Consider the following 23,379-nt stretch of genomic DNA (forward strand, 5'->3'; position numbering starts at 1 on the left):
AGGCTGGTAACAAATCAACGACGTGGCAGGAATTGCAGCGGATCTACTGGTTTACCTTGCCGGCGAATCTCAAAATGCAGTTTCACCCGGTCTGTACCCGTTGACCCCATTTCGGCAATTGTCTGTCCGACCTTGACCTGCTGCCCCTCCCGAACCAACAGCCTGCGGTTATGTCCGTAGGCACTGACGTAGGTATCGCTGTGTTTGATGATGACTAATTCGCCGTAGCCCCTTAAGCCACTCCCGGCGTATACCACCGTCCCATCAGACGCAGCTAAAACAGGCTGTCCCAAATCCCCGGCGATATCAATTCCTTTATTCAAACTGCCGTTTGAAGAGAATTTTCCAATCAGAATGCCATTAGATGGCCATCCCCAGCCGGTCGGGGCTGGGCCCGCAGGCGGTAGCGGAGCAGGTGCAGGCTTATTGGCGACGGACGGTACGACCACCGCTGTTCCCGCTGCCGCACCGTTTACAGGCCGACGAAAGACTGTGGTTTTACTCGATGATGACGGTGTTGAACTGGACGAACTGGCAACCGCTGTCGGTGTTGAACCGGTGCGCCCGTCAAAGCGAATTGTCTGACCCGGATGGATCGTATAGGGCGCAGGAATATTGTTTCGTGCGGCCAGGGCTTTGTAGTCCCAGCCATAGCGAAAGGCGATCGAGAACATCGTATCTTTGGGGCGTACGACGTACTGACCTGTGGTCACTGCCGGACGCTGAGCGGCTGCTTTGTTCCGATCGACGACGCGTACGTCACTGGATTTATTGCTGGAACAACCGACCAGCAAGGTGCTCAAGACAAGGCCAGTCACCAGGCGCTGAAAGCTCGTTATACCCATTCGCTGCGCAATGACTGTGAGACTCACCCGCCGCTCCCTTTGTGGTGGCTGAAAATTTGAATTGCCGTATCCGGCTCAAGTGTCGCAAGTATAACGGGCCGCGCCGGGTTTACCTTTAATGACGCGAGGCACACGTTTGCTAACCGACGTTGAATCCCGTTTAAAACTGGTGTTGCCGCTGTAAGACAGGGGCAAACGAATAGAATTCATCGCGTTGAAACAAATGCTCAGGCCAGTGGCCCATTCAGCAAAGGAACGAAACGAACGGCCCCCAGGACATGCCTGGAAAAACCCTGCTCTTCACGGATGATCAGCATCAGTTGTTGAACCTCGCCAGAACCCACCGGTATCACCAGCCGGCCACCCGGCGCGAGTTGATCGAGCAGCGCCTGTGGCACATCAGTCGCCACCGCCGTCACGATGATGCCGTTGTACGGCGCCAGTGCTGGCCAGCCCTCCCAGCCATCACCCCAGCGAAACACGACGTTGCGCAGGTTCAGTTCGACCAGCCGCTCCTTGGCCCGGTCTTGCAAGACCTTGATGCGTTCTACCGAGAATACCCGCTCGACCAGTTGCGAAAGTACCGCGGTCTGATAGCCCGAACCGGTGCCGATCTCCATTACCTTGTCCAAAGGCCCCGCTTCCAGTAGCAACTCGCTCATGCGAGCCACCATGTAGGGCTGGGAAATGGTCTGGTTATGTCCGATCGGCAGCGCCGTATCTTCGTAAGCGCGATGGGCCAGAGCCTCGTCGACGAACAGGTGTCTCGGTGTACGGCGAATAACCTCCAGCACTTTGGCGTTGGAAAGGCCCTCGTCATAGAGGCGCTGAATCAGGCGCTCGCGGGTACGCTGGGAGGTCATCCCGATGCCGCGACGCAGAATGTCGTCGTGTTCACGGGCCATCAGCGCAAACCCTCCAGCCAGCCATCGAGACTTCTGAAGGCATCATTGAAGGTTCGATCCAGTTGCAGCGGCGTTATCGAAACATAGCCCTGCATCACCGCATGGAAATCGGTTCCCGGGCCGCCGTCTTCCGCGTCGCCGGCTGCAGCGATCCAGTAACCGGATTTGCCACGGGGGTCTACCACCTTCATCGGAGCAGCGGCACGAGCGCGATGCCCGAGGCGGGTCAGCTGAATTCCGCGGATATGATCCAGCGGCAAGTTGGGAATGTTCACGTTCAGCACCGTTCGCGGGGGTAACTCAAGATCAGCATGGGCTTCTACCAGCTTGCGAACAAAGTAAGCCGCTGTGGGAAGATTCTCCACCTGCCGTGAGACCAGCGAAAATGCGAACGAAGGACGTTCCAAAAAGCGTCCTTCCAGAGCAGCCGCCACCGTGCCGGAATACAGCACATCATCGCCCAGGTTAGCGCCCAGGTTGATGCCGGAAACCACCATGTCCGGTTGACGCTCCAGCAAGCCATTCAAGCCCAGATGCACGCAATCAGTGGGGGTGCCATTGATGCTGATAAAGCCATTGGCGAGCGTTTGAGGATGCAGCGGACGGTCGAGCGTCAGCGAGCTGCTGGCGCCGCTTTTGTCCTGGTCCGGGGCGATAACTACGCATTCGGTGTAATCCGCCAGCGCAGCATAAAGCGCGGCAAGACCGGGTGCGGTTACCCCATCGTCGTTAGAAATCAGAATACGCATGGGCTGTCCGTCTGCCCCACCGGCACCAGATCGACAAGCTCGCGCACCAATACGGTGGCGAAGCATCCGGCCGGCAGGACGAATTCCAGTTGCAGAATGTCAGGCTCGGGATAATGCCACGTCAACCCACCAATGGGCAGCCGAAGGATACGACGTTCGTGGCTCATTCCGGCGTTAACCAACCAATCGCGCAAGTCTGCTTCGCGAGTGGCGATTGCCTGCTCCAGTTCATGGACAACACCAGTGGCCGGTGAGTCACCTTCGCCCCACTGTGGACCCGTCGGGTGCAAATCCAGAATCGGCAGACGCGGATCACTGCACTCTGCTTCACCTGCCGGAAAAAAACTGCGACTGTCGGTGAATGCCAACAGATCGCCGACCTGCGCACGGTCCCAGCTACCCTCAGCGACGCGTGCCGCCAGCACTTGGTTAAACAGGAAACTGCGCGCGGTAGAGAGCAAACGAGAGCGAACGTTGCGTTGTTCCGGCAACGCCTTGCGCGCGGCCCAGGACCGGGCGTCCACCACGTTACCGCCGTCGAACCCGAATCGCTGGGCGCCGAAATAATTGGGGACACCTTGTTTAACGATCAGCTGCAAACGCTCTTCAATCGCTTCTTTGTCGCCAGCGAACTGGGTCAGGCGCAACGTAAAACCGTTGGCTGAATGAGCCCCGCGTTGCAACTTGCGCTTATGCCTACCGGTCTTGAGGATTTTGAGTGTGTCGTTTTCGGCTGCCGACAAATCAGGATCAGCCTTGCCTGGCAGTTGCACGCTGAACCATTGGCGAGTCAACGCCTGACGATCCTTGAGTCCCGCGTAACTGACAGTGCGCAATGGAACACCTGCAGCCTTGGCGATCCGCCGGGCCGCTTCCTCGGTGTTCAAACCGCGCTTCTCTACCCAGATCCACAAATGTTCACCATCGCCACTGAGGGGGATGTTAAGCACTTCATCAACCTGGAAATCTTCCGCGGTGGCTTTCAATACAGCGGTGCCGAGCGCTTCACCATAGGCCCGCGGGCCGAGCAATTGCAGTTCGTTCATGCGCGCAGCAACAAGGCAACGGCGTGCACGGCAATGCCTTCTTCGCGACCGACAAAGCCAAGCTTTTCGGTGGTGGTAGCTTTCACGTTCACTTGATCCAACTCAACTTGAAGATCCGCAGCAATCAGCGCGCGCATCGATTCGATATGCGGGGCCATTTTTGGCGCCTGGGCGACGATGGTGTTATCGACGTTGCCGATTTTCCAGCCCTTGGCATGGATCAATGCAACGACGTGACGCAACAGCACTCGACTGTCGGCGCCCTTGAAAGTAGGGTCGGTGTCCGGGAAATGCTTGCCGATATCACCGAGCGCGGCAGCGCCGAGCAACGCATCGCTCAAGGCGTGCAGCAGGACGTCACCGTCGGAGTGAGCGAGCAGCCCGAAGCCGTGTGCAATGCGCACGCCGCCCAGAGTAATGAAATCGCCTTCAGCGAAACGATGCACATCATAGCCGTGGCCAATACGCATAAAAAAACGCCCCGATTTTTGTCAGGGCGTGATTCTACCTGCATTAGACGAGGGGGTGCTCTCAATTAGTGCCCCCTGCACAACTGCAGGCCCGCAGCGGTGGGAAAACTAACCGGGAGCCCTTCCCAGGGCGCGGCCGTGATGCTGCAAGTGGTCATCGATGAAACTGGCGATGAAGAAATAGCTGTGGTCGTAGCCGGGTTGCAGGCGCAACGTCAGCGGATGTCCGGCCAGTTTAGTCGCCTGTTGCAAGGCTTCAGGCTTGAGCTGGGTAGCCAGGAAGTCGTCGCGATCGCCTTGATCAACCAGCAGCGGCAGCTTCTCGTCGGCCTCGGCAATCAATGCACAGGCATCCCATTCGCGCCATTTCGAGCGGTCTTCTCCCAGGTAGCGGGAAAAGGCCTTCTGCCCCCACGGGCAATCCATCGGGTTGTTGATTGGCGAAAACGCCGACACCGACAAATAACGTCCAGGATTACGCAATGCGCAAACCAGCGCACCGTGGCCGCCCATCGAGTGGCCGCTGATACCGCGCTTGTCCGACGCAGGGAAATGGGCTTCGACCAATGCCGGCAATTCCTGCACGACGTAGTCATGCATCCGATAGTGCCGGGACCAGGGTTCCTGTGTGGCATTCAGATAAAAACCCGCACCAAGACCGAAGTCCCACGCCCCATCCGGATCTCCCGGCACATCCGCACCCCGAGGACTGGTGTCCGGGGCGACGATGATCAGGCCCAGCTCGGCCGCCATGCGCATGGCGCCGGCCTTTTGCATGAAGTTCTCATCGGTGCAGGTCAGGCCGGACAGCCAATACAGGACCGGTAGTTTTCCGCCCAGCTCCGCTTGTGGCGGCAGGTATACAGCAAACACCATGTCGCAGCCGAGCACGTCGGAACGATGCTTGTAACGTTTGTGCCAGCCACCGAAGCTCTTCTGGCAGGAGATATTTTCCAGGCTCATGAGCGACCTCAGAAATGGATGACCGAGCGGATGCTCTTGCCTTCGTGCATCAGGTCGAATGCCTTGTTGATATCTTCCAGGCCCATGGTGTGGGTAATGAAGGTATCCAGCGGGATCTCACCGGTCTCAGCCATTTCCACATAACTTGGCAATTCGGTACGACCGCGCACGCCACCGAACGCCGAACCGCGCCAGACGCGACCGGTGACCAGCTGGAATGGACGGGTAGAAATTTCCTGGCCTGCACCGGCCACGCCGATAATGACGGACTCGCCCCAGCCTTTATGGCAGCACTCGAGTGCAGCGCGCATCAGCTGGACATTGCCGATGCATTCGAAGGAAAAGTCGACGCCGCCATCGGTCATGTCAACGATGACTTCCTGAATCGGACGGTCGAAATCTTTCGGATTGACGCATTCGGTTGCACCGAGCTGTTTGGCGATTTCGAACTTGGCCGGGTTGATGTCGATGGCAATGATCCGTGCCGCTTTGGCTTTGGCCGCACCGATGACCGCAGAGAGACCGATGCCACCAAGGCCGAAGATCGCGACGGTATCACCTGGTTTTACTTTGGCGGTATTGAGCACCGCGCCGATGCCGGTGGTGACACCGCAACCGAGCAGGCAGACTTTTTCCAGTGGTGCTTCTTTAGGAATCTTGGCGACGGAGATTTCCGGCAACACGGTGTATTCGGAGAAAGTCGAGGTGCCCATGTAATGGAAAATCGGTTGGCCCTTGTAGGAAAAACGCGACGTGCCATCTGGCATCAAGCCTTTGCCCTGGGTCGCACGAATGGCCTGGCACAGGTTGGTTTTACCTGACAGGCAGAATTTGCACTGGCGGCATTCCGGGGTGTACAGCGGAATCACATGATCGCCCACAGCGACCGACGTCACGCCCTCACCAATGGCTTCCACCACTGCGCCGCCTTCGTGACCCAGAATCGACGGGAAGATGCCTTCAGGATCAGCACCGGACAAGGTGTAAGCATCGGTATGGCAGACACCGGACGCAACTACACGCAAGAGAACTTCACCGGCCTTCGGCATGGCGACATCAACTTCGACGATCTCGAGGGGCTTCTTGGCTTCGAAAGCTACGGCGGCGCGCGACTTGATCATGTGCTTCTCCAGTGAATAAAAACGAGAGGGGGAGTGTAATACACCGCTTAACGATGAATAATCCGGACAAAAGCAAAACATTATTGCCACACAGGGATAATCGCGAATGTCGGAAAATCGCTGGGAAGGTATCGACGAATTCGTCGCAGTCGCCGAGAACAGCCAGTTCACCGCAGCTGCGGAACGTCTGGGGGTCTCGTCTTCCCATATCAGTCGACAAATAGCACGCCTTGAAGAACGCCTTCAAACTCGCCTGCTTTACCGCAGTACCCGTCGGGTAACGCTGACCGAGGCTGGGCAAACCTTCCTGCAACACTGCCAACGCCTGCAGGATGGACGCGAAGAAGCATTGAGAGCGGTCGGCGACCTGACCAGCGAGCCCAAGGGCATGCTGCGCATGACCTGCGCGGTAGCGTATGGCGAACGATTCATCGTACCGCTGGTAACCCGGTTCATGGGGCTTTATCCGCAGTTGCGTATCGACATCGAATTGAGTAATCGACAGCTCGACCTGGTGCATGAAGGCCTGGACCTGGCGATCCGGCTGGGTCGACTGCAGGATTCCCGATTGGTCGCTACTCGCCTGGCGCCAAGGCGCATGTACTTGTGCGCGTCGCCGTCCTACCTGGAACGCTACGGTCGCCCACACAGCCTGTCGGAGTTAAGCCGGCATAACTGCCTTGTCGGCAGTACTGACCTGTGGCAACTGGAGCAGAATGGGCGGGAATTTTCCCAACGGGTACAGGGAAACTGGCGTTGCAACAGTGGGCAGGCGGTATTGGATGCTGCGCTACAGGGAGTGGGCTTGTGTCAGTTGCCGGATTATTACGTGCTGGAGCACCTGAAAAATGGTGAGCTGGTTTCACTGCTGGAAACCCATCAGCCGCCAAATACGGCCGTGTGGGCGCTTTATCCACAGCAACGGCATTTGTCGCCGAAAGTGCGCAAGTTGGTGGATTACTTAAAGGAAGGGTTGGCCGACCGGCCGGAGTATCGAAGCTGATGCACGTCATTGCCGGATTTGTTGTCTGATCCACCGCTATCGCGAGCAGTACACAGCCAACGAGTCATTCAGCGGCGATTGGCCCAACGCTGACGCAACCATTCGAGGTCTTCCGGACGCGTGACCTTGAGGTTGTCGGATCGACCTTCGATAAGGCGCGGTGCCAGCCCCGCCCACTCCATCGCCGAAGCTTCATCGGTTATAACCGCGTCGGCCACCAGGCTATCAGCCAGCGCCCGATGCAATGCGCCCAGGCGAAACATCTGCGGCGTGTAGGCTTGCCAGATCACGCTGCGATCTACGGTTTCGACAACTCGACCATGCTTGTCGACCCGTTTCAAGGTATCGCGTGCCGGAATCGCCAGCAGCCCACCAACCGGATCGTCAGCCAGTTCACTCAGCAACTTGTCCAGATCATCACGGCTCAGGTTCGGTCGGGCAGCATCGTGAACCAGCACCCAATCCTCATCTTCAGCACCTAGCGCATGCAGATGCAAAAGCGCATTGAGTACAGACCCGGATCGTTCGGCACCGCCCTCCACTCGTTGAATACGAGCGTCGCCAGCACACGCCAGGTTTAGCCAGTAAGGATCATCAACAGCAAGACTGACCACCAACCCTTTCAGGGAAGGATGATCAAGGAAACAGCCGAGGCTGTGTTCGAGAATAGTGCGCCCGCCCAATTGCAAATACTGCTTGGGACGGTCTGCAGCCATACGGGCACCAATGCCCGCAGCAGGAACGACGGCCCAGAAGGCCGGCAACAACGTGTTCATTGAGCCAATTGGTAAAGGGTTTCACCGTCCTTGACCATGCCCAACTCATGGCGAGCCCGCTCTTCGACGGTCTCCATGCCTTTTTTCAACTCACTGACCTCGGCGTCCATGACCCGATTGCGCTCCAGCAATCCTTCGTTCTCAGCATGCTGATCCGCAATCTGCTGAGTCAGCTCGGCCACTTGCGCCAGACTGCCATTACCCACCCAAAGGCGGTATTGCAGGCCAGCCAGCAGCAGGAGCAAGACGAGGAACAACCAATTGGGACTGCGCATCGAATATCGGGTTTCCAGTGAAAAAGACAGCCATGCCAAAACGTGAAGCTTCTGATAGCACGAAGCCTGGAAGACCCAGGCTTGTGCTAGTAAGGCATCAGATTAGTGGCAAATCCATCGCTGTAGCGATTTTTCCGACACAATCCGGTGTCTTTTTTTCTATTTGCCAATCAGCCGCGGAACTCGCTGCGACCGTTGTACTTGGCTTTGCCGTTCAACTGCTCTTCGATACGCAGCAGTTGGTTGTACTTGGAGACGCGATCGGAACGGCACAGAGAGCCAGTCTTGATCTGGCCAGCCGAGGTGCCCACAGCCAGGTCGGCAATGGTCGAATCTTCGGTTTCGCCGGAGCGGTGCGAGATTACGGCGGTGTAACCAGCGGCCTTGGCCATCTGGATGGCTTCCAGGGTTTCGGTCAGGGTGCCGATCTGGTTGAACTTGATCAGGATCGAGTTGGCGATCTTCTTATCGATGCCTTCTTTCAGGATCTTGGTGTTGGTTACGAACAGGTCGTCACCTACCAGTTGGACTTTCTCGCCGATCTTGTCGGTGAGGATTTTCCAGCCAGCCCAGTCGGACTCGTCCAGACCGTCTTCGATCGAGATGATCGGGTAACGCTCGGTCAGACCTTTCAGGTAGTCGGCGAAACCTTCGGCGGTGAACACCTGGCCTTCGCCGGACAGGTTGTATTTACCGTCTTCGTAGAACTCGCTTGCCGCGCAGTCCAGTGCCAGGGTCACGTCGGTGCCCAGGGTGTAACCGGCGTTGGCCACGGCTTCGGAGATCACTTTCAAAGCGTCTTCGTTGGAAGCCAGGTTAGGTGCGAAACCACCTTCGTCACCTACGGCAGTGCTCAGGCCACGGGCCTTCAGAACGGCTTTGAGGTGATGGAAAATCTCGGTGCCCATGCGCAGACCTTCCGAGAAAGACTTGGCGCCAACTGGCTGAACCATGAATTCCTGGATGTCGACGTTGTTATCGGCGTGCTCGCCACCGTTGATGATGTTCATCATCGGAACCGGCATCGAGTAAACACCCGGGGTGCCGTTCAGGTTGGCAATGTGAGCGTACAGCGGCAGGTCCTGGTCCTGAGCTGCTGCCTTGGCCGCGGCCAGGGAAACGGCGAGGATTGCGTTAGCACCCAGGGAGCCTTTGTTTTCAGTACCGTCGAGCTTGATCATCGCGTGATCCAGCGCCTTCTGGTCGCTTGGGTCCATACCTTTCAACAGGTCGCGAATCGGACCGTTGATGTTGGCGACGGCTTTGAGCACGCCTTTACCCAGGTAACGGCTCTTGTCGCCATCACGCAGCTCGAGCGCTTCACGCGAGCCAGTGGAAGCACCGGACGGCGCGCAAGCACTGCCGATGATGCCGTTATCGAGAAGCACGTCCGCTTCCACGGTGGGGTTGCCACGGGAGTCGAGAACTTCACGACCTTTGATGTCGACGATTTTTGCCATTGTTGTAAACACTCCAAAGTTGACGAAAACGACGCAGCTAGAGGAAAACTTTTACCGTCGGCAAGTGGTGTACAGCGGGCAGACTTGCGGACGATAACGCTCAGACCCGAGGGCCTGAGCATTAAATCGTGCGGTACTTTACCGGAGAATTGAGGCTTACGCGGTTTCTACCGTCGGAAAACTCTTCACCAGTTCGTCCAACGCTTTGAGCTGGGCCAGGAATGGCTCCAGTTTGTCCAGACGCAAGGCGCAAGGGCCGTCGCATTTGGCGTTGTCCGGGTCCGGGTGAGCTTCGAGGAACAAACCGGCCAGCGACTGGCTGATGCCGGCCTTGGCCAGGTCGGTCACCTGGGCGCGACGGCCGCCAGCGGAGTCGGAACGACCGCCAGGCATTTGCAGCGCATGGGTCACGTCGAAGAATACCGGGTATTCGAACTGCTTCATGATGCCGAAGCCGAGCATGTCGACGACCAGGTTGTTGTAGCCGAAGCTCGAACCACGTTCGCAGAGAATCAACTGATCATTACCGGCTTCAACACACTTGTTCAGGATGTGTTTCATCTCCTGAGGGGCGAGGAACTGGGCTTTCTTGATGTTGATCACGGCACCGGTCTTGGCCATCGCGACCACAAGGTCGGTCTGGCGCGACAGGAAGGCCGGCAACTGAATGATGTCGCAGACCTCGGCAACGACCGCAGCCTGGTCAGGCTCGTGGACGTCGGTGATGATCGGCACGCCGAACGCTTGCTTGATGTCCTGGAAGATCCGCATGCCTTCTTCCAGGCCGGGACCACGGTAAGAAGTCACAGAAGAACGGTTGGCTTTGTCGAAGCTGGCCTTGAACACGTAAGGGATACCGAGTTTCTCGGTAACCTTCACGTACTCTTCGCAGACCTGCATCGCCATGTCGCGGCTTTCCAGCACGTTCATGCCACCGAACAGCACCATTGGCTTGTCGTTGGCAATTTCGATGTCGCCTACGCGGATGATCTTCTGTGCCATCAGGTTTACGCCTTCTTCTGGTGTTGAGCCAAAGCAGCTTTGACGAAACCGCTGAACAACGGGTGACCATCGCGCGGCGTCGAAGTGAACTCAGGGTGGAACTGGCAAGCGACGAACCAAGGATGATCCGGTGCTTCAACCACTTCGACCAGCGCACCGTCACCGGAGCGACCGGAGATTTTCAGGCCGGCCTCGATCAGTTGCGGCAACAGGTTGTTGTTCACTTCATAGCGATGACGATGACGTTCGACGATCACGTCCTTGGCATAGCAATCGTGCACCAGGGAGCCGGCTTCCAGCAGGCAGTCCTGAGCGCCGAGGCGCATGGTGCCGCCCAGGTCGGATGCTTCGGTACGGATTTCAACTGCGCCGGTGGCATCTTCCCACTCGGTGATCAGGCCCACGACCGGATGGCCGCTGGCACGATCGAACTCGGTGGAGTTGGCGTCTTTCCAGCCCAGCACGTTACGAGCGAACTCGATAACAGCCACTTGCATACCCAGGCAGATACCCAGGTACGGCACCTTGTTTTCACGAGCATATTGAACGGCGGTGATCTTGCCTTCCACGCCACGCAGGCCGAAACCGCCCGGTACGAGGATTGCGTCTACGCCTTCCAGCAGCGCGGTGCCCTGGTTTTCGATGTCTTCGGAGTCGATGTAGCGCAGGTTGACCTTGGTACGGTTGCTGATGCCGGCGTGACTCATCGCTTCGATCAGCGACTTGTAGGCGTCCAGCAGCTCCATGTATTTGCCGACCATGGCGATGGTGACTTCATGCTCAGGGTTGAGCTTGGCGTCGACCACGGCTTCCCACTCGGAAAGATCAGCACCGCCACATTGCAGGCCGAAACGCTCGACGACAAAATCATCCAGGCCCTGGGAATGCAGGATGCCCGGGATCTTGTAGATGGTGTCGGCGTCTTCCAGCGCGATTACCGCACGTTCTTCAACGTTGGTGAATTGCGCGATCTTGCGACGCGAGGAGATATCGATCGGGTGATCAGAGCGGCAGACCAGCACGTCTGGTTGCAGGCCGATGGAACGCAGTTCCTTGACCGAGTGCTGGGTAGGCTTGGTTTTGGTTTCGCCAGCGGTGGCGATGTACGGTACCAACGTCAGGTGCATCAGCATCGCGCGCTTGGCGCCGACTTCGAAACGCAATTGACGGATGGCTTCAAGGAACGGTTGCGACTCGATATCGCCCACGGTGCCGCCGATCTCGACCATGGCCACGTCGGCATCGCCGGCGCCCTTGATGATCCGGCGCTTGATTTCGTCGGTGATGTGCGGAATCACCTGGATGGTTGCACCCAGGTAATCACCACGGCGCTCTTTGCGCAGGACGTGTTCGTAGACACGGCCAGTGGTGAAGTTGTTGTTCTGGGTCATGGTCGTGCGGATGAACCGCTCGTAGTGGCCCAGGTCCAGGTCGGTCTCGGCGCCGTCGTGGGTGACGAACACTTCACCGTGCTGGAACGGGCTCATGGTGCCCGGGTCGACGTTGATGTACGGGTCCAGCTTCAGCATGGTGACCTTAAGTCCCCGCGCCTCCAGGATCGCCGCCAATGAAGCCGATGCAATGCCTTTCCCCAATGAAGAAACAACACCGCCCGTGACGAATATGTAGCGCGTCATGAAAAACCCTAGAAGTCTGCGTTAAAGCGGTCCGAGCCGCCGGGGAAAGCGAAGGAAGGCCGAAGCCCCCGATCACCTGCATTAATCACAGTGCACCTTTCAAAAAAACCGCCGCGTTGGGACAGACCGGAAGATGAAACACCGGTACGTTGCTCGCTACACATTTTTTGGAATCGCCCAGCAAAGACTGCTTGGTAATCGGCAACTCCTGCAATTCAGGCGAATCCACAGAAGTTGTATCAAGAAGGGAGCGTAGTCTACCGGAAAGCCCCTTTCAGCTCAAACCTTGATCTTCGCTCAATGGGGCCCAATGCAAATGCCAGCCTTCGCGCTCGCAGCCACTTAAACCCCGCAGGTTCGCCACCGCCAGCAATTGCCCGCCTCGGTAGAGCAGCGGCAATCTGCCACGGACGAAGCCAGGAACACCCCTCTCGTTGAGCAAGCGCTTCAGATCACGATGCCCCCGATCCTGCAGAGCCATGAATTCTCCTCCCTCACGATAGCGGATTTGCAGCGGGCCACCGGGCTTTTGACCGCTGAAACTGAGCACACCGTTTTCCGGCAGCACCAGCGGTTGCGAGGGATCGCGCCACTCACCTGCGTCAGGCGCAGGGCGTAGCCAGCCGCCGGACAACCACCAGATCCGTGCGCCAGTCCGGTGCAGCTCACCCTCTGCCAGGCGCCAGATCGGGCGGGCATCGGCCGCGGCATCTCGCAGATCGTCCCAACCCGACCAATGGTCGCTGTCCGGTAGCCGGGTCAGCGTGACGAGCCAATGACTGAGTGCGTTGCGCTGGCGAGCAGCAGAAAGTACTGCCAGCGGCGCCAACGCCAATGACGGCACGCCCAGCCAGTCGAAATCACTCTCGGCGCGGGCGCGGGCCAGGTCGATTTGCGCCAGGTCATCGAGCAGGCCTTGCGCCTCGCTCAGATGCGCGGCGCTGCGAGCCATGGTCGCCACGGCTTGCGGCCAGCGCTCGGTCAAGACCGGGAACACTTGATGTCGCAGGTAATTGCGCGAGAACTGTCGATCCTGGTTCGAAGGGTCTTCGATCCAGCTCAACTGATGCTCAGTTGCGTAAGCCTCAAGCTCGGCACGCGGGATATCCAGCAACGGACGCAAAAGGTGCCCGCGCCCCAGAACCCGCTTGCCAGGCATGCCGGACAAGCCCCTCACCCCTGCCCCGCGCAGTAGCCGAAACAACAGGGTTTCCGCCTGATCATCGCGGTGTTGCGCGGTCAGTAGCAGTTCATTCGCTTGAGTGGCTTGAAGGAAGGCGCCATAGCGCGCCTCACGGGCTGCACGCTCGAGACTGGCACCGGACTGAACCTGAACCCGGACCACCTGTAGCGGTACGCCCAGCGCATCGCAGATCGATCGACAATGCTCCGGCCACCCGTCAGCAGCAGCCTGAAGGCCGTGGTGGACGTGGATCGCTCTTAAAGCCGGAAGGGATTCGGTTTTCGCGAGGTTCGCGAGAAGGTGCAGCAGGACGGTGGAGTCGAGGCCACCGGAGAAGGCGATGCGCCAGGTTGTGGCGTTGCGCCAAGGGGTTAGATTCAGCAGAAGCCGGGAAGGCAAATCAATCGTGGGCTGATCCATATCTTTCCCTTTGCACAAATCAAATGTGGGAGCAGGCCTGCTCGCGATTGCTGTTTAACGACCAACTGATTCGTTGAATGTTAAACCCTCATCGCGAGCAGGCTCGCTCCCACATGGGTACTGCGCGCCCGGCTTAGAGACCGTAGCTCATCAACCGCTCGTAACGACGAGTCAACAGTGCTTCGTTGTCGAACTTCTTCAACATCGCCAGTTGCGAGCTCAACTCGGCACGGATCGAGGCAGCGGCAGCCGCCGGGTCGCGATGTGCGCCGCCCAATGGTTCGCCGATCACCTTGTCCACGATACCCAGGCCTTTCAGGCGCTCGGCAGTGATGCCCATTGCTTCGGCAGCATCCGGTGCCTTTTCGGCGGTTTTCCACAGAATCGACGCGCAACCTTCCGGCGAAATCACCGCATAGGTCGAATACTGCAGCATGTTCAACTGATCGCAGACGCCGATTGCCAGCGCACCACCAGAACCACCCTCACCGATTACGGTAGCGATGATTGGGGTTTTCAGACGGGCCATCACACGCAGGTTCCAGGCGATCGCTTCACTCTGGTTGCGCTCTTCAGCGTCGATACCAGGGTAAGCGCCCGGGGTGTCGATGAAGGTCAGGATCGGCATCTTGAAACGTTCGGCCATTTCCATCAGGCGGCACGCTTTGCGATAGCCCTCAGGACGTGGCATGCCGAAGTTGCGGCGCACTTTCTCGCGCACTTCCCGGCCCTTCTGGTGACCGATGATCATCACCGGCTCATCATCCAGGCGGGCAATGCCACCGACGATGGCAGCGTCGTCGGAGAAATGACGGTCGCCATGCAGTTCATCGAACTCGGTGAAGATGTGCTCGATGTAGTCCAGGGTATAAGGACGTTTCGGGTGACGTGCCAGACGCGCGATCTGCCAGCTCGTCAGCTTGCCGAAGATGTCTTCGGTCAACGTGCTGCTTTTGTCCTGAAGGCGGGAAATCTCATCGCCGATATTCAGCGAATTGTCATTACCGACCAAGCGCAACTCTTCGATCTTGGCTTGCAGGTCGGCGATCGGCTGTTCGAAATCTAGAAAATTCGGGTTCATAGGCGTCCGTCTTGGGTCGACGTCCAAGTGAGCTTGGGTCGGCCGGTTGTCTATTCGCGCCCTACCTTAAGGGACAGGCGCGTTCAGGTCGAGATTAAAAATTGGGGTCTGGATCAGGGCGCGTTCCAATGGTGAAGAATGGCACCTGACCGTTAACGGTATTGGAGGAAGACGTTGTCTCTTCCGAACTGGTCACGCAAGGCTTGAATCAACGCATCCGCCGGGTCGATTCGCCAGGTCTCGCCGAACTGCAGCAAGGCCTTCGCATCGGGGCTTGTGTACTCCATGGTGATCGGGCAGGCGCCGCGATGACGCTTGAACAACTCGCCCAACCAGCGTAGCTGATCGCCTTTCAAGTCTTTGGTCTGCAGCTTCAACCGCAAGCTTTCCGCCAGGTTGGTGCGTGCATCCTCCATGCTCATTACCCGCTTGACCCGCAACCGCAAGCCACCGGAAAAGTCATCGTTGCTGACTTCACCTTCCACCACCACCATCGCGTCGGTCTGCAACAGCGACTGCGCCGAGTGGAATGCTTCGGCGAACAGCGAGGCTTCGATCCGGCCAGAACGATCGTCGAGGGTGATGAAACCCATCTTGTCGCCTTTTTTGTTCTTCATCACACGCAAGGCGATAATCATCCCGGCGACGGTCTGAGTATCCCGGGCCGGCTTCAGGTCAATGATGCGCTGGCGGGCGAAACGACGGATCTCGCCTTCATATTCGTCAATCGGGTGACCCGTCAGGTACAGGCCCAAGGTATCTTTTTCGCCCTTCAAGCGTTCCTTGAGGGTCAACTCCTTCGCCTTGCGATGATTGGCGTAGACGTCGGCATCTTCCTCGACAAACAGCCCGCCAAACAGGTCGGCATGCCCGCTGTCGTGGGTGCGAGCGGTTTGTTCAGCAGCCTTGATCGCCCCTTCCATCGCGTTCAGCAAGACCGCACGATTCTGGTCGATGCTCGCTTGATAGGCTTTCGGTTCGTCGTGGAAATAAGGGCCCAGACGATCCAGCGCACCACTGCGGATCAAACCGTCCAGGGTGCGCTTGTTGATACGCTTGAGATCGACCCGGGCGCAGAAATCGAACAGATCCGTGAAGGGGCCGTCCTGACGCGCTTCGGTAATTGCTTCAACCGGGCCTTCACCCACCCCTTTGATCGCGCCGAGGCCATAGATAATCCGGCCTTCTTCATTCACCGTGAACTTGAACTCGGAGGTATTCACATCCGGCGCGTCGAGACGCAGCTTCATGGTGCGAATTTCTTCGATCAAGGTCACGACCTTGTCAGTGTTGTGCATATCCGCCGACAGCACCGCCGCCATGAATGGCGCCGGGTAATGCGTTTTCAGCCACGCCGTCTGATACGACACCAGGCCATAAGCAGCGGAGTGAGACTTGTTGAAGCCGTAACCGGCGAATTTCTCTACCAGGTCGAAAATGTTACCGGCCAGGTCCGCGTCAATGTTGTTGGTCGCGCAACCCTCAATAAAACCACCGCGCTGCTTGGCCATTTCCTCAGGCTTTTTCTTACCCATGGCCCGACGCAACATATCCGCACCACCGAGGGTGTAACCGGCCATGACCTGCGCAATCTGCATCACCTGTTCCTGATACAGGATGATGCCGTATGTCGGGGCCAGGACCGGTTTCAGTCCTTCGTACTGGTAGTCCGAGTGCGGGTACGCAAGTTCGGCGCGACCGTGCTTTCGGTTGATGAAGTCGTCCACCATGCCCGATTGCAGTGGCCCCGGACGGAACAGGGCCACCAGTGCGATCAAATCTTCCAGGCAGTCGGGCTTGAGCTTTTTGATCAGCTCTTTCATGCCTCGCGACTCAAGCTGGAACACCGCGGTTGTTTCGGCTTTTTGCAGCAGTTGGTAGGTCGGCTTGTCGTCCAGCGGGATGAATGCGATGTCCAGCGGCGCTTCATCGACCTTGGCGCGGTCACGATTGATGGTTTTCAACGCCCAATCGATGACCGTCAACGTGCGCAGACCGAGGAAGTCGAACTTCACAAGGCCAGCAGCCTCAACGTCATCCTTGTCGAACTGGGTTACCAGGCCATCACCGGCCTCGTCGCAATAGATCGGCGAGAAGTCAGTCAGCTTGGTCGGTGCGATAACCACACCTCCCGCGTGCTTGCCGACGTTACGCACAACGCCTTCCAGCTTGCGGGCCATCTCCCAGATTTCGGCGGCCTCTTCATCGACCTTGATGAAGTCACGCAGGATTTCTTCCTGCTCGTAGGCTTTTTCAAGGGTCATGCCGACTTCGAAGGGGATCATCTTCGACAAACGATCCGCCAATCCGTAGGACTTGCCCTGCACCCGCGCCACGTCACGAACCACCGCTTTCGCCGCCATGGAACCGAACGTGATGATCTGGCTTACCGCGTTACGGCCGTATTTTTCGGCAACGTACTCGATAACACGGTCACGACCGTCCATGCAGAAGTCGACGTCGAAGTCGGGCATCGATACCCGTTCCGGGTTAAGGAAACGTTCGAACAGCAGGTCGTATTCCAGCGGATCGAGGTCAGTGATCTTCTGCACATAGGCCACCAGCGATCCGGCACCCGATCCACGACCTGGGCCTACCGGCACGCCGTTGCTCTTGGCCCACTGGATAAAGTCCATAACGATCAGGAAGTAACCGGGGAAGCCCATCTGGATAATGATATCCAGCTCGAAATTCAGCCGATCGACATACACCTGACGCTTGGCGTCGTAGTCTTCGGTGGTGTCCTTGGGCAAAAGAACGCTAAGGCGATCTTCGAGGCCATCGAATGAGACCTTGCGGAAGTACTCGTCGATGGTCATGCCATCGGGAATCGGGAAGTTTGGCAGGAAGTGCTTGCCCAGCTTCACTTCGATGTTGCAGCGCTTGGCGATCTCTACAGTGTTTTCCAGTGCTTCGGGAATGTCACTGAACAGCTCATGCATTTCCTCGGCGCTTTTGAGGTACTGCTGATCGCTGTAATTTTTCGAGCGTCGCGGATCGTCGAGGGCACGGCCTTCACCGATGCAAACGCGGGTCTCGTGAGCGGCGAAATCTTCCTGCTTGATGAAGCGCACATCGTTGGTCGCCACCAGTGGCGCACCGATTTTCTCCGCCAGGGCCACGGCGCCATGCAGTTGCTCTTCATCGTTCGGACGATTGGTACGCTGGATTTCGAGATAGAAGCGATCCGGAAACACCGTCATCCATTCACGCGCCAGGGCTTCCGCCTCTGCCGGATTGCCGCTCAACATCGCCAGGCCGATCTCGCCTTCTTTGGCGGCCGACAGCATGATCAAGCCTTCGCTGGCCTCGGCAACCCACTCACGTTCGATGATGATCGAGCCATTGCGCTGACCGTCAATGAAGCCTCGGGAAATGAGTTCGGTGAGGTTACGGTAACCAACGGCGTTCATTGCCAGCAGGCTGATCCGGCTCAAGGCGTTGTCCGGATCCTTGTTCGACAGCCACAGGTCGGCACCGCAGATCGGCTTGATCCCTGCGCCCATGGAGGCTTTGTAAAATTTGACGAGCGAACACATGTTGTTCTGGTCGGTAACCGCTACAGCAGGCATGTTCATGCCGACCAGCGTCTTGACCAGCGGTTTGATCCGCACCAGACCGTCGACCAGGGAATACTCAGTGTGCAGGCGTAGGTGAACGAATGAAGCCGGCATAGTGATCCTGTCTAGAAACGTGAAAACAACAAGGCCCGGATTGTACCGGGCCTTGGCAAAAACATCAGCCTTGCAACTAACTCACGATGAGACTTTCCCGCGCCTCGTACGCCAGACGTACCGGGGCAAAGGAGCGCCGGTGAATCGGCGTAGGACCCAGGCGGGCCAACGCTTCCAGATGAACGGGGGTTGGGTAGCCTTTGTGGCCGCCGATGCCATATCCCGGGTAAATCAATTCGAATGCCGCCATCTCACGGTCGCGACTGACCTTGGCCAGAATCGACGCAGCCGCAATGGCCGGCACTTTACCGTCGCCTTGTACGACGGCTTCGGCGCGCATGGACAACTTGGGGCAACGGTTGCCATCGATCATCGCGAGTTTCGGCTGAATGTGCAGACCTTCGATTGCGCGCTGCATGGCGAGCATGGTGGCGTGAAGGATGTTCAGCTCGTCGATTTCCTCGACTTCAGCCCGAGCGATACACCAGCTCAAGGCTTTTTCGCAGATTTCGTCATAAAGCTTTTCACGACGAGCCTCGGTGAGCTTTTTCGAGTCGTTCAACCCCAAAATAGGTCGATTCGGATCGAGGATTACCGCGGCCGTGACCACTGCACCGCAGAGCGGACCGCGACCAACCTCGTCAACGCCAGCCACCAGGTCTTCCACCTCAGCGACCAGCGTGAAGTCCAGGCCCATCTGCATGCTTGCTTTACTCATTATGATTTGCCGATCAGTTTCAGAACCGCGTCCGCCGCCTGATTGGAGGCGTCCAGGCGCAAGGTACGGTGGATTTCGTCAAAGCCGCGAGTCTGCTCTTCGCCGCCTTCAATCAATGGGGACAAAGTCTGGGCCAACGCTTCGACCGTCGCATCATCCTGCAGCAACTCGGGCACCAACAAGCGTTGGGCCAACAGGTTCGGCAAGGATACGTAAGGACTCTTCACCATTCGCTTGAGAATCCAGAACGTCAGCGGCGCCAATCGATAAGCCACAACCATCGGCCGCTTGTACAGCAACGCTTCAAGCGTAGCGGTTCCGGAGGCAATTAACACCGCGTCGCACGCTGCCAACGCCAGGTGAGACTGGCCATTGAGCAAGGTCAGCGGTAGATCGCGACCGGCCAGCAACGCCTCAAGCTGTGCGCGGCGCTCGGGGTTGGCGCACGGCATGACGAACCGAACGCCCGGACGCATGGCTCTCAGGCGCTGAGCCGTATCGAGGAACAACGCCCCCAAACGACCGACTTCCCCCCCGCGGCTGCCAGGCATCAACGCGACCAGAGGCCCATCCGGCAATCCGAGTTCGGCCCGCGCCGCAGCACGATCAGCTTCGAGCGGGATCGCATCGGCCAGCGAGTGGCCAACAAATCGCACCGGGACGCCCTTCTCTTCATAGAATTTCGCTTCGAAGGGGAACAGCGTCAGCATCAAGTCGCAACCTTCGCGAATCTTCAGCACGCGCTTCTGTCGCCACGCCCAAACCGACGGGCTGACGTAATGCACGGTTTTGATCCCGGCCTGACGCAGCTTGAGCTCGATGTTGAGATTGAAGTCAGGGGCGTCAATGCCGATGAACACGTCTGGCTTTTCGGCGATGAGGTCGTTGATCAGCTTTTTGCGGCGTTTGAGCAACTCGCGCAGCCGGCCCAGCACTTCCACCAGGCCCATGACAGACAGACGTTCCATTGGAAAATACGAGGTCAGGCCTTCGGCCTGCATCAACGGGCCGCCGACACCGATGAACTCGACCGCAGGATGCTGAGTTTTGAGTGCACGCATGAGACCGGCACCCAGAATGTCACCGGAAGCCTCTCCCGCCACCAGCGCAATACGCAGATTAGCCATGATTAACGAGTTATGCCGCGAGTCGAAGACTGGATGGAGTCACGGAACACCGCAACTTCCGGGAACTGTGCCGAAGGCTCGGCCAGCTCGGCGAGTGCCTGATCAACCGTCAGGCCCTGGCGGTAAACCACCTTGTAGGCACGGCGCAGGGCATGGATCGCATCTTCGCTGAAACCACGACGACGCATACCTTCGAAGTTCATGCTGCGTGCTTCGGCAGGGTTGCCGAACACTGTGACGTACGCTGGAACGTCCTTGCCGATGGCTGTACCCATGCCGGAAAAGCTGTGGGCGCCGATATGGCAATACTGGTGAACCAGGGTAAAGCCGGAAAGAATCGCCCAGTCTTCAACGTGCACATGGCCCGCCAATGCGGTGTTGTTGACCAGAATGCAGTTGTTTCCGATAACGCTGTCGTGGCCGATGTGGGCGTAGGCCATGATCAGGTTATGGTCGCCCAGGGTCGTCTCCGAACGGTCCTGGATGGTGCCACGGTGAATCGTCACGCCTTCGCGTATGACGTTATGGTCACCAATGACCAGACGTGTTTCTTCACCCTTGTATTTCAAATCAGGGGTGTCTTCGCCTACCGAAGAAAACTGATAGATGCGGTTGTGCTTACCAATTCGGGTCGGGCCCTTGAGAATCACGTGTGGCCCGATCACTGTCCCCTCGCCTATTTCCACACCTGCGCCGATGATCGACCAAGGGCCGACCTCGACGTCGGCGGCCAGAATGGCCGTCGGATCGATGATTGCGCGAGGGTCAATCAAACTCATAGCTTGCGTTCCGCGCAGATGATTTCAGCGGAGCAAACTGGTTTGCCGTCGACCGAAGCCTGGCACTCGAACTTCCAGATCTGGCGCTTGCAGCTCAGGAATTTGGCTTCAAGGATCAACTGATCGCCAGGCAGTACTGGCTGGCGGAAGCGCAGCTTGTCGGAGCCGACGAAATAGTAAAGGGTGCCATCGGCAGGCTTTACGTCGAGCATTTTGAAACCAAGGATCCCGGCAGCCTGAGCCATCGCTTCGATGATCAGCACGCCCGGCATGATTGGATGCGCAGGAAAGTGACCATTGAAGAACGGTTCGTTGATGCTGACATTCTTGTAGGCGCGAATGCGCTTGCCTTCCACATCCAGATCCACGACCCGGTCCACCAGCAGGAACGGGTAACGGTGAGGCAGGTATTCGCGAATCTCGTTGATGTCCATCATTTCGGGGGGAAGCCTATGTAAAGATTGGGGGCGCGCGACTGACGCACACCCCTCTAGCAAATCAAGGAGGCAGTCTAACGGCTGTGCACACTTGATATGGAAATGGTATCAGCCATCTGATGAAGCATTACCGTCAGGGGTCACTTCCCCTACACGCTTTTCCAGCTGTCGCAGACGCCGCGCGATGTCATCGAGCTGACGGATGCGTGCCGCGCTTTTGCGCCACTCGGCAGCGGGTTGCATAGCCGTACCGGAAGAATAGGAGCCCTTTTCGGTAATCGAGTGGGTCACCATGGTCATTCCGGTAATGAAAACGTTGTCGCAAATCTCGATATGCCCGACCAGACCTACGCCACCGGCAAGCATGCAGTGCTTGCCGATCTTGGTGCTGCCGGAAATCCCAACGCACGCTGCCATGGCGGTGTGATCACCTATCTGGACGTTATGGGCAATCTGAATCTGATTGTCGAGTTTCACGCCATTACCAAGGACAGTATCGGCCAATGCACCACGGTCAATGGCGGTGTTTACGCCAATCTCCACGTCGTCACCTACCAGAACACCTCCAATCTGGGCGATTTTCTGCCACACGCCTTTCTCGTTGGCGAAACCGAAACCCTCGCCTCCCAGTACAGCGCCTGACTGAATCACTACCCGCTTGCCGATGCGAACGTCGTGGTAAAGCGTCACTCGCGGAGCCAGCCAGCCGCCCTCGCCAATTTCGCAGCGCGCGCCAATAAAGCAATGAGCGCCAACGGTTACACCGGCCGCAATACGCGCAGCACTTTCGATCACCGCAAATGCACCGATGCTGGCTGCCGGATCAACCACTGCATCCGCTGCCACAACGGCTGTCGGATGAATACCCGCAGCCGCCTTTGGTTTAGGATCGAACAGGTGGGAAACCCGTGCGTAGGCCAGATAAGGATCAGGCACCACCAGTACATTACCCGCGAAACCCTCAGCATCAGCGGCCTTCAGCAACAGTGCTGCGGCCTGACTGTCCGCCAGGAATTTACGGTACTGGGGGTTTGCGAGAAAGCTCAACTGAGCTGGGCCAGCCTCTTGCAAAGTGGCTAGCCCAGTAATTTCTTTCTCAGGGTCGCCACGCAGTGTGGCGCCGAGGAACTCGGCCAACTGGCCGAGCTTGATAGTCGCTGTCATGGATTACTTCAGCTGATTCATGCGCTCGATGACCTGGCGAGTGATGTCGTACTGAGGTTTGACATCAATCACTGCACCACGCTCGAAGACCAGGTCAAAAGCACCTTTCTTGATGACTTCTTCCACAGCGCTGTCCAGTTTCGGCTTGAGCTGCTTCAGCATTTCACGGTCCGCAACGGCTTTGGCTTCGTTCAATTCCTTGGACTGGAACTGGAAGTCACGGGCCTTTTGCTTGAATTCAAGTTCCAGGCGCTCACGCTCGCCTTGCTGCATTTTGTCACCACCGGCCATCAGACGATCCTGAATGCCCTTGGCGCTGCTTTCCAGAGTCTTGAGTTTGGTCAGTTGAGGACCGAACTTCTTCTCGGCATCCACGGCGTATTTCTTGGCCGCGTCGGATTCCAGCAGTGCCATTTGATAGTTCAGAACGGCGATTTTCATGTCGGCAAAAGCCGGACCTGCTACCAGTACGGTCGCCAGGAGAACCAATTGAGTCAACTTACGCACGATGCACTCCTACAAAATCCATTGTCGTTATCTTGGG

General features: G+C 57.8%; 22 protein-coding genes. 1 reads left to right on the top strand and 21 read right to left on the bottom strand.

Features of this window, described 5'->3' with window-relative positions; genetic code table 11:
• Positions 1-14: 14 nt before the first annotated feature.
• The 7 genes from H7698_RS09410 to H7698_RS09440 form a co-directional block, all read right to left on the bottom strand.
• A complete protein-coding gene (locus tag H7698_RS09410) occupies positions 15-872 on the bottom strand; it encodes a peptidoglycan DD-metalloendopeptidase family protein (protein ID WP_194691219.1) in 858 nt (285 codons plus the stop codon).
• Positions 873-1,072: 200 nt separating this feature from the next.
• Positions 1,073-1,708 (bottom strand): protein-L-isoaspartate(D-aspartate) O-methyltransferase, encoded by a 636-nt coding sequence (locus H7698_RS09415; protein WP_178114317.1) that lies wholly within the window; start codon positions 1,706-1,708, stop codon positions 1,073-1,075.
• A gap of 41 nt (positions 1,709-1,749) precedes the next feature.
• A complete protein-coding gene (surE, locus tag H7698_RS09420; RefSeq protein WP_162439108.1) occupies positions 1,750-2,499 on the bottom strand; it encodes a 5'/3'-nucleotidase SurE in 750 nt (249 codons plus the stop codon).
• Positions 2,487-3,545, bottom strand: a complete 1,059-nt coding sequence (gene truD, locus H7698_RS09425) for a tRNA pseudouridine(13) synthase TruD (protein ID WP_194691220.1) — start codon at positions 3,543-3,545, stop codon at positions 2,487-2,489. Before truD ends, surE begins: the two co-directional genes overlap by 13 nt.
• Positions 3,542-4,015, bottom strand: coding sequence for a 2-C-methyl-D-erythritol 2,4-cyclodiphosphate synthase (gene ispF, locus H7698_RS09430; protein ID WP_162439110.1), 474 nt, complete (start codon positions 4,013-4,015; stop codon positions 3,542-3,544). Before ispF ends, truD begins: the two co-directional genes overlap by 4 nt.
• Before the next feature lie 108 nt (positions 4,016-4,123).
• The gene (gene fghA / locus H7698_RS09435; protein WP_194691221.1) at positions 4,124-4,978 is read right to left on the bottom strand and encodes an S-formylglutathione hydrolase; all 855 of its coding nucleotides are present in this window, start codon (positions 4,976-4,978) and stop codon (positions 4,124-4,126) included.
• 8 nt (positions 4,979-4,986) lie between these two features.
• Positions 4,987-6,099 (bottom strand): S-(hydroxymethyl)glutathione dehydrogenase/class III alcohol dehydrogenase, encoded by a 1,113-nt coding sequence (locus H7698_RS09440; protein WP_054616002.1) that lies wholly within the window; start codon positions 6,097-6,099, stop codon positions 4,987-4,989.
• A 106-nt stretch (positions 6,100-6,205) separates the two neighbouring features.
• On the opposite strand from H7698_RS09440, the gene H7698_RS09445 reads away from it, so the two are divergent.
• Positions 6,206-7,102: a LysR substrate-binding domain-containing protein gene (locus tag H7698_RS09445; RefSeq protein ID WP_162439112.1), complete on the top strand. Its 897-nt coding sequence runs from the start codon at positions 6,206-6,208 to the stop codon at positions 7,100-7,102.
• A gap of 68 nt (positions 7,103-7,170) precedes the next feature.
• On the opposite strand, the gene ispD is transcribed toward H7698_RS09445, so the two are convergent.
• The 14 genes from ispD to H7698_RS09515 all read right to left on the bottom strand — a co-directional run bounded on the left by ispD (position 7,171) and on the right by H7698_RS09515 (position 23,342).
• Positions 7,171-7,878 carry a 2-C-methyl-D-erythritol 4-phosphate cytidylyltransferase gene (ispD, locus tag H7698_RS09450; RefSeq protein ID WP_194691222.1) on the bottom strand — a complete coding sequence of 236 codons (708 nt, stop codon included), beginning with the start codon at positions 7,876-7,878 and terminating at the stop codon, positions 7,171-7,173.
• A complete protein-coding gene (ftsB, locus tag H7698_RS09455; RefSeq protein ID WP_008028992.1) occupies positions 7,875-8,153 on the bottom strand; it encodes a cell division protein FtsB in 279 nt (92 codons plus the stop codon). The genes ispD and ftsB overlap by 4 nt, the downstream gene beginning before the upstream one ends.
• Positions 8,154-8,323: 170 nt before the next feature.
• A complete protein-coding gene (gene eno, locus H7698_RS09460; RefSeq protein ID WP_162439114.1) occupies positions 8,324-9,613 on the bottom strand; it encodes a phosphopyruvate hydratase in 1,290 nt (429 codons plus the stop codon).
• A 156-nt stretch (positions 9,614-9,769) separates the two neighbouring features.
• Positions 9,770-10,615, bottom strand: coding sequence for a 3-deoxy-8-phosphooctulonate synthase (kdsA, locus tag H7698_RS09465; protein ID WP_162439115.1), 846 nt, complete (start codon positions 10,613-10,615; stop codon positions 9,770-9,772).
• 5 nt (positions 10,616-10,620) lie between these two features.
• The gene (locus H7698_RS09470) at positions 10,621-12,252 is read right to left on the bottom strand and encodes a CTP synthase (protein ID WP_162439116.1); all 1,632 of its coding nucleotides are present in this window, start codon (positions 12,250-12,252) and stop codon (positions 10,621-10,623) included.
• A gap of 274 nt (positions 12,253-12,526) precedes the next feature.
• A complete protein-coding gene (gene tilS / locus H7698_RS09475; RefSeq protein ID WP_194691223.1) occupies positions 12,527-13,855 on the bottom strand; it encodes a tRNA lysidine(34) synthetase TilS in 1,329 nt (442 codons plus the stop codon).
• 133 nt (positions 13,856-13,988) lie between these two features.
• Complete coding sequence (locus H7698_RS09480; protein WP_162440996.1) at positions 13,989-14,936, bottom strand: acetyl-CoA carboxylase carboxyltransferase subunit alpha; 948 nt, start codon at positions 14,934-14,936, stop codon at positions 13,989-13,991.
• Between the two features lie 152 nt (positions 14,937-15,088).
• Positions 15,089-18,610, bottom strand: a complete 3,522-nt coding sequence (dnaE, locus tag H7698_RS09485; protein ID WP_162440997.1) for a DNA polymerase III subunit alpha — start codon at positions 18,608-18,610, stop codon at positions 15,089-15,091.
• Between the two features lie 76 nt (positions 18,611-18,686).
• Complete coding sequence (gene rnhB, locus H7698_RS09490) at positions 18,687-19,313, bottom strand: ribonuclease HII (protein ID WP_162441002.1); 627 nt, start codon at positions 19,311-19,313, stop codon at positions 18,687-18,689.
• Between the two features lie 14 nt (positions 19,314-19,327).
• Positions 19,328-20,455, bottom strand: coding sequence for a lipid-A-disaccharide synthase (gene lpxB / locus H7698_RS09495; protein ID WP_194691224.1), 1,128 nt, complete (start codon positions 20,453-20,455; stop codon positions 19,328-19,330).
• A 2-nt stretch (positions 20,456-20,457) separates the two neighbouring features.
• A complete protein-coding gene (lpxA, locus tag H7698_RS09500) occupies positions 20,458-21,234 on the bottom strand; it encodes an acyl-ACP--UDP-N-acetylglucosamine O-acyltransferase (RefSeq protein ID WP_162440999.1) in 777 nt (258 codons plus the stop codon).
• The gene (gene fabZ / locus H7698_RS09505; RefSeq protein WP_007907157.1) at positions 21,231-21,671 is read right to left on the bottom strand and encodes a 3-hydroxyacyl-ACP dehydratase FabZ; all 441 of its coding nucleotides are present in this window, start codon (positions 21,669-21,671) and stop codon (positions 21,231-21,233) included. The genes lpxA and fabZ overlap by 4 nt, the downstream gene beginning before the upstream one ends.
• Positions 21,672-21,779: 108 nt before the next feature.
• On the bottom strand, positions 21,780-22,835 hold the full coding sequence (gene lpxD, locus H7698_RS09510; protein ID WP_162441000.1) for a UDP-3-O-(3-hydroxymyristoyl)glucosamine N-acyltransferase: 1,056 nt from the start codon (positions 22,833-22,835) through the stop codon (positions 21,780-21,782).
• A 3-nt stretch (positions 22,836-22,838) separates the two neighbouring features.
• Positions 22,839-23,342, bottom strand: a complete 504-nt coding sequence (locus tag H7698_RS09515) for an OmpH family outer membrane protein (protein ID WP_008028980.1) — start codon at positions 23,340-23,342, stop codon at positions 22,839-22,841.
• Positions 23,343-23,379 lie beyond the last annotated feature (37 nt).

The organism is Pseudomonas sp. p50(2008), assembly GCF_015351605.1.
Classification (GTDB): domain Bacteria; phylum Pseudomonadota; class Gammaproteobacteria; order Pseudomonadales; family Pseudomonadaceae; genus Aquipseudomonas.

What these genes read in the sequence shown, in the direction of transcription:
- H7698_RS09415 (WP_178114317.1), bottom strand. Translation starts at nt 1,708, where the DNA reads ATGACCTCCCAGCGTACCCGCGAGCGCCTGATTCAGCGCCTCTATGAC.
- surE (WP_162439108.1), bottom strand. Translation starts at nt 2,499, where the DNA reads ATGCGTATTCTGATTTCTAACGACGATGGGGTAACCGCACCCGGTCTT.
- truD (WP_194691220.1), bottom strand. Translation starts at nt 3,545, where the DNA reads ATGAACGAACTGCAATTGCTCGGCCCGCGGGCCTATGGTGAAGCGCTC.
- ispF (WP_162439110.1), bottom strand. Translation starts at nt 4,015, where the DNA reads ATGCGTATTGGCCACGGCTATGATGTGCATCGTTTCGCTGAAGGCGAT.
- fghA (WP_194691221.1), bottom strand. Translation starts at nt 4,978, where the DNA reads ATGAGCCTGGAAAATATCTCCTGCCAGAAGAGCTTCGGTGGCTGGCAC.
- H7698_RS09440 (WP_054616002.1), bottom strand. Translation starts at nt 6,099, where the DNA reads ATGATCAAGTCGCGCGCCGCCGTAGCTTTCGAAGCCAAGAAGCCCCTC.
- H7698_RS09445 (WP_162439112.1), top strand. Translation starts at nt 6,206, where the DNA reads ATGTCGGAAAATCGCTGGGAAGGTATCGACGAATTCGTCGCAGTCGCC.
- ispD (WP_194691222.1), bottom strand. Translation starts at nt 7,878, where the DNA reads ATGAACACGTTGTTGCCGGCCTTCTGGGCCGTCGTTCCTGCTGCGGGC.
- ftsB (WP_008028992.1), bottom strand. Translation starts at nt 8,153, where the DNA reads ATGCGCAGTCCCAATTGGTTGTTCCTCGTCTTGCTCCTGCTGCTGGCT.
- eno (WP_162439114.1), bottom strand. Translation starts at nt 9,613, where the DNA reads ATGGCAAAAATCGTCGACATCAAAGGTCGTGAAGTTCTCGACTCCCGT.
- kdsA (WP_162439115.1), bottom strand. Translation starts at nt 10,615, where the DNA reads ATGGCACAGAAGATCATCCGCGTAGGCGACATCGAAATTGCCAACGAC.
- H7698_RS09470 (WP_162439116.1), bottom strand. Translation starts at nt 12,252, where the DNA reads ATGACGCGCTACATATTCGTCACGGGCGGTGTTGTTTCTTCATTGGGG.
- tilS (WP_194691223.1), bottom strand. Translation starts at nt 13,855, where the DNA reads ATGGATCAGCCCACGATTGATTTGCCTTCCCGGCTTCTGCTGAATCTA.
- H7698_RS09480 (WP_162440996.1), bottom strand. Translation starts at nt 14,936, where the DNA reads ATGAACCCGAATTTTCTAGATTTCGAACAGCCGATCGCCGACCTGCAA.
- dnaE (WP_162440997.1), bottom strand. Translation starts at nt 18,610, where the DNA reads ATGCCGGCTTCATTCGTTCACCTACGCCTGCACACTGAGTATTCCCTG.
- rnhB (WP_162441002.1), bottom strand. Translation starts at nt 19,313, where the DNA reads ATGCAGATGGGCCTGGACTTCACGCTGGTCGCTGAGGTGGAAGACCTG.
- lpxB (WP_194691224.1), bottom strand. Translation starts at nt 20,455, where the DNA reads ATGGCTAATCTGCGTATTGCGCTGGTGGCGGGAGAGGCTTCCGGTGAC.
- lpxA (WP_162440999.1), bottom strand. Translation starts at nt 21,234, where the DNA reads ATGAGTTTGATTGACCCTCGCGCAATCATCGATCCGACGGCCATTCTG.
- fabZ (WP_007907157.1), bottom strand. Translation starts at nt 21,671, where the DNA reads ATGATGGACATCAACGAGATTCGCGAATACCTGCCTCACCGTTACCCG.
- lpxD (WP_162441000.1), bottom strand. Translation starts at nt 22,835, where the DNA reads ATGACAGCGACTATCAAGCTCGGCCAGTTGGCCGAGTTCCTCGGCGCC.